The sequence below is a fragment of the Geminicoccus flavidas genome, from assembly GCF_009806515.1.
Classification (GTDB): domain Bacteria; phylum Pseudomonadota; class Alphaproteobacteria; order Geminicoccales; family Geminicoccaceae; genus Geminicoccus; species Geminicoccus flavidus.
Genome location: NZ_WUJP01000626.1, coordinates 1 through 5409, shown reverse-complemented (window position 1 = coordinate 5409; position 5409 = coordinate 1). Strand labels below are relative to the sequence as shown.

Below are 5409 nucleotides of genomic sequence, written 5' to 3'. Positions count from 1 at the left end.
CCATGTACAAGGCCAGCCAGGCGCAGGGCGGCGGCGATGCCGGCGGCGGGCCTGCGGGTGGTGCCGGCGGCGGTGCCGGTGCCCGTCCCGCCGAGGAGGGCGTGGTCGACGCCGAGTTCGAGGAAGTCGACGACAGCAAGAAGCGGTCCGCGTGACCCTTCAGGTCTAGAAGAAGCTGACGTGGCGGCGTCGGGCAGGTAGCCCGGCGCCGTCGCCGTGATGAGCATTGCCGGGATCGACGAGCGAGCAGATGGCCAAGCGCGATTATTATGAAGTCCTGGGGCTCCAGAAGGGCGCATCGGCGGATCAGATCAAGAGCGCCTTCCGCAAGCTGGCCAAGCAGTACCATCCCGACAGCAACAACGGCGACGTCAAGGCCGAGGCCAAGTTCAAGGAAATCAACGAGGCCTACGAGGTCCTGAAGGACGAGCAGAAGCGCACGGCCTACGACCAGATGGGCCATGCCGCTTTCCAGCAGGGCATGGGTGGCGGCCGCGGCGCCCATGGCTTCGACTACTCCTCCTTCTCCGACGTGTTCGACGACCTGTTCGGCGAGATGATGGGCGGGCGGCGCTCGAGCGGCCGGGGTGCCGATCTGCGCTACGACCTGACCATCGAGCTGGAGGAGGCCTTCACCGGCAAGAAGGCGCAGATCCGGGTGCCGACCTCGGTCGCCTGCGAGGCCTGTAAGGGCAGTGGTGCCGAGCCGGGTACCCAGCCCGCCACCTGCCCGACCTGCCGGGGCAATGGCCGGATCCGCCGGGCGCAGGGCTTCTTCTCGGTCGAGCAGACCTGCATGACTTGCCAGGGCAGCGGACGGATCATCCCCAATCCCTGCAAGACCTGCGGTGGCAAGGGTGCGGTGCGCCAGGAAAAGACCTTGGCGGTCACCATCCCGCCCGGCGTCGATGACGGCATGAAGATCCGCCTCTCGGGCAACGGCGAGGCCGGCTTGCGTGGCGCCCCAGCGGGCGACCTCTACATCTTCCTCCATGTGGCGCCGCACCGCTTCTTCCAGCGCGACGGCATGAACATCCACTGCCGGGTGCCGATCCCGATGTACACGGCAGCACTCGGCGGCCAGATCGAGGTGCCCTCCATCGAGGGCAAGCGCTTGGCGGTCACCATCCCGCCCGGCACCCAGTCCGGCCGGCAGATCCGGCTGCGCGGCAAGGGCATGACCGAGCTGCAGGGCCATGGCCGTGGCGACATGCATGTCGAGCTGTTCGTCGAGACTCCCGTCAACCTGACCAAGCGCCAGATCGAGCTCCTGCAGGAGTTCGAGCGGGCCGGCGTGTCCGAGGACGGGCAGGACGGCGGCCATCATCCTGAGAGCGAGGGCTTCTTCCAGCGGGTCAAGGACTTCTGGAACGGGCTGCGCGACTGAAACGCGGCCAAAGATCGAGCGGGCTCAAGCGGAGGCCGGCATGTACGAGTTGTGGATCGCCAACAAGAACTTCTCGTCCTGGTCGCTGCGCCCCTGGGTGCTGATGCGCGAACTCGGCATCGGATTCGAGGAGCGCCAAGTCGAGTTCGGACCCGGCTCCAACTGGCAGGCCTTCCGTGCTTTCTCGCCGACCGGCCAAGTGCCGGCCCTGCGCGATGGCGACGTGACGGTGTGGGAGTCGCTGGCCATCGTCGAGTACCTGGCCGAGCGCCACGAGGGGGTCTGGCCGGGCGAGGTGAAGGCGCGCGCCTGGGCGCGCTCGGCTGCCGCGGAGATGCATGCCGGCTTCGCCACCCTGCGCAACCGCTGTCCGATGAGCGTCGGCCATCGCGTCGAGCTGGCCGATCGACCCCCTGAGCTCAAGCGTGACCTCGCCCGGCTCGACGAATTATGGAACGAGGGCATCCAGCGCTTCGGCGGCCCGTTCCTGGCGGGTGCCGCCCTCACCGCCGTGGATGCCTTCTTCGCGCCGGTGGCGTTTCGCGCCCAGACCTATGGGCTCCGGTTCACCGGCGCGGCCGCAAGCTATCCGGCACACCTGCTGGAACTCCCGGCGATGCGCGCATGGGCCGAGCAGGCCCTGGCCGAGCCTTGGCGCGAGCCGGGCCACGAGGCCCAGGTCGCAGCGACCGGGACGATCACGGCCGACCTGCGCGCATCCGTGTAGATCCTTCCGGATCCTTTCTCCGGAGCATCGGTCGATGCAGGTGTCGGAGTTCGAGCAGCGCCTGGCCCAGCAGGCGCTCATCGCCGAGTTCGGCCGCTTCGTCCTGAAGAGCCATGACCTGGAGACGATCCTGACGGAAGCGGTCCGGATCGCGGCCGCTGGCCTCGGCACGTCCTTTGCTAAGGTCCTGCAATGGCTCCCCGACGAGAACGCCTTTCCCCTGCGCGAGGCAGTCGGCTGGCACCCGGGCGTGGTGCGGAGGGCCCGGATCGGCGGTGATCTCGCCTCGGCGGGCGGCTACGCCTTCAGGACCTGCATGCCGGTGATCTCCACCATCTGGCGGAGGAGCAGCGGCTCCACACGCCGGAGCTCATGGCCGAGCATGGCGTCCGTCGCACGGTCAACGTGATCCGCGAAGGCGAAGCCTTCGGCGTGCTCGAGACAGACAGCCGCGCCCCCGGCATGTTCAGCCCGCACGACATCAACTTCCTGTAGGCGCTGGCCAATACGCTGGGCGTCGCGATCGACAAGGAGCGCACCCGGGGCCGAGCAGGAGGCGTTGCTCGAGCAGAAGGACCTGCTGCTGCGCGAGATCGACCACCGGGTGAAGAACAGCCTGGCCCTGGTGGCCGGCCTGCTCGGCATGCAGGAACGCAGCACCGCCTCGGCCGAAGCCAAGGCGGTGCTCGCGGCGGCCTCGGCCCGGCTGATGAGCATCGCCCGCATCCACGAGCAGCTCTATCGGAGCGGCGACATCGCGAGCGTGGCGTTCGACGACTACCTGACCGGTCTGTGCAACGACGTGGTTGCCTCGCTCAGCCAGCCCGAACAGGTGACCTTCACGCTCAAGGCCGGCCACTTCGTCCTGCCGACGGATCAGGCAGTCCGGCTCGGCCTGATCGCGGTCGAGCTATTGACCAACGCGCTGAGGCACGCCTGCCGCCCCGGCCAGCGCACCAGGATCCGCCTCGACTGTCGGCAGGAGGACGGCGGGCTCCTGCTCGTCATCACCGACAACGGCCCTCGTCTGCCCAAAGGCTTCGATGCTGGAAAATCGCGCGGGCTGGGCCTGCGGCTGGTCTGCTCGCTGGTCCACCAGCTCGGCGGAACGCTCGAAGCGGACCGGCTGGCGGATGGCGCCCGTTTCCGGGTCCGGGTGAATGGAACGGGCAGCGCCTGTGCCTGCGCCTTGGCTGGCCAGGCAGCGTCAGCACCCATGCCACCATCCATGACTGCATGCCACCCATGCCCAGGGCAGCCTGCCCCAGGCTTGCATGATGGTAGTGCAGCATCATATAGCAGGTACGTGCAGAGCGCGCCGTCAGCCGGTCCGCTCGACCAGGGCCGCGTGTAAGATCCTGCAGCTTGCAGGATGTTCCCTTGTCTAACGCACCCCCTCCCTAGAGCGACCAATTCACGCGGGTCGTCGCCGACCCTCAACCCGTCCGGATGGGCACGCCGGTGGCGCGCCTCCCGAGAGGCTGGACCATGTCGTCCTGCCAGAAAGCACAACTATTGTCCGATTTCGTTTCCCTCGGCCTTGCCGCTCCCATCCTCGAGGCTCTCGCCGCCGAGGGCTACACTTCCCCTACCCCGATCCAGACCCGCGCCATTCCGCAGGTGCTGGACGGCCGTGATCTGCTGGGCATTGCCCAGACCGGCACCGGCAAGACCGCTGCCTTCGCCCTGCCCATCCTCCATCTGCTGGCCGGCTCGCCCCGGGCCCGCCGGCCACGCAACGTCCGCTGCCTGGTGCTTAGCCCGACCCGTGAGCTGGCTGCCCAGATCGAGCAGAGCTTCCGAGCCTATGGCCGCAAGCTGCGCCTGTCCTCGGGCGTAGTGTTCGGCGGCTCGCCGCTGGGCCGTCAGGAGCGGATGATGGCGCCCGGCCTCGACATCCTGGTCGCCACGCCGGGCCGCCTGCTGGACCTGATCGACCGCCGCGCGCTGACCATCGAGAATGTCGAGATTCTGGTGCTGGACGAGGCCGACCAGATGCTCGACCTGGGATTCATCCATGCCCTGCGCCGCATCGTGAAGATGCTGCCCAAGGAGCGGCAGACCCTGTTCTTCTCGGCGACCATGCCGCAGAGCATCGCCACGCTGGCGCGCGAGTACCTGAACGATCCGGTCAAGGTCGAGGTCACGCCGGTCGCGACCACGGCCGAGCGGGTCGACCACCGGGTGATCCCGGTGCACGGACCCGACAAGCCGTCGGTGCTGCGCACCCTACTCGGTGACGAGAGCGTGCAGCGCAGCCTGGTCTTCTCGCGCACCAAGCATGGTGCCGACAAGATCGTGCGCTACCTGGAGCAGTCCGGGATCTCCGCGGCGGCCATCCATGGCAACAAGTCGCAGGGCCAGCGCGAGCGGGCGCTGAACGCGTTCCGCCGGGGTGACCTGCCGGTGCTGGTCGCGACCGACATCGCCGCGCGCGGCATCGACGTCGATGGCGTCAGCCATGTGATCCAGTACGACCTTCCGGACGTGCCGGAGACCTATGTCCACCGGATCGGCCGCACCGCCCGCGCCGGTGCCACCGGCGTCGCGATCGCGCTGTGCGCTCCTGACGAGCGGGGCAACCTGCGCGACATCGAGCGGCTGACCCGCTCACGCGTGCCGCTCATGGACATGCCGAAGATCGAGCCGTCGTCAGTGCGGTACGGTGACATCGTCCAGAGCGAGCAGGACGCCGCACCGCGCCGGAACGGGCCTGGCTCGTTTAGGAGCAATGGCGCCCCGGCACCCGGCCGGCGCCCGGTCGATGGCCGCCCGGCCTACCGTGTCGAGCCTCGCCAGGGCCAGGGTCAGCGCAGCGGCGGTGGCTATCGTGGCGCGCGCAGCAGCGGCTATGCCGGCGGCTGATCGCTCAACCGCTTGTCGACAGGCAAAGGGCCGGAGGGTTCATCCCTCCGGCCCTTCGTCGTTTCAAGAAGCCTCCGCGTGCGGTCATTCCATGGTCATGCGGCCGTGGCAGAAGCCGCTGCCGGGCAAGGGAGCCGGCAGCATGGGCAGGGTGATAGCGGTCAGCCGCAAGGCCGAGCACGCCTTCAGCAAGGACCGCGTCGCAGGCATCGAGCTGATCACCGGCGAAGGGGTGGCGGGCGACGCGCATCGCGGCAGGACGGTGAAGCACCGCTCGCGGGTGCGGATCGATCCGACCCAGCCCAACCTGCGCCAAGTCCACCTGATCGAGCTGGAGCTGATCCGGGAGCTGCAGGCGAAGGGCTTCAGGGTCGGGCCGGGCGTGATGGGCGAGAACATCACCACAGCCCGGCTGGACCTCCTGGCCCTG

The 5409-nt window shown here is 68.6% G+C and carries 7 protein-coding genes; all 7 read left to right on the top strand.

Going from position 1 to position 5409, the window contains the following annotated elements; genetic code table 11:
• Positions 1 to 250 precede the first annotated feature (250 nt).
• Positions 251 to 1387 (top strand): molecular chaperone DnaJ, encoded by a 1137-nt coding sequence (gene dnaJ, locus EQG76_RS17700; protein WP_159715710.1) that lies wholly within the window; start codon positions 251 to 253, stop codon positions 1385 to 1387.
• 40 nt (positions 1388 to 1427) lie between these two features.
• The gene (locus EQG76_RS17695) at positions 1428 to 2114 is read left to right on the top strand and encodes a glutathione S-transferase (protein WP_159715709.1); all 687 of its coding nucleotides are present in this window, start codon (positions 1428 to 1430) and stop codon (positions 2112 to 2114) included.
• A 34-nt stretch (positions 2115 to 2148) separates the two neighbouring features.
• Entirely contained in the window at positions 2149 to 2523 is a 375-nt protein-coding gene (locus EQG76_RS17690; RefSeq protein ID WP_159715708.1) for a hypothetical protein, read from the top strand.
• Positions 2487 to 2609 (top strand): hypothetical protein, encoded by a 123-nt coding sequence (locus tag EQG76_RS32825; protein WP_255476559.1) that lies wholly within the window; start codon positions 2487 to 2489, stop codon positions 2607 to 2609. Before EQG76_RS17690 ends, EQG76_RS32825 begins: the two co-directional genes overlap by 37 nt.
• A 64-nt stretch (positions 2610 to 2673) precedes the next feature.
• Positions 2674 to 3468 carry a sensor histidine kinase gene (locus EQG76_RS17685; RefSeq protein ID WP_159715707.1) on the top strand — a complete coding sequence of 265 codons (795 nt, stop codon included), beginning with the start codon at positions 2674 to 2676 and terminating at the stop codon, positions 3466 to 3468.
• Between the two features lie 161 nt (positions 3469 to 3629).
• A complete protein-coding gene (locus EQG76_RS17680; RefSeq protein ID WP_159715706.1) occupies positions 3630 to 4979 on the top strand; it encodes a DEAD/DEAH box helicase in 1350 nt (449 codons plus the stop codon).
• Between the two features lie 142 nt (positions 4980 to 5121).
• On the top strand, positions 5122 to 5409 hold a 288-nt coding region (locus EQG76_RS17675), incomplete at its 3' end, for an MOSC domain-containing protein (RefSeq protein WP_331463789.1).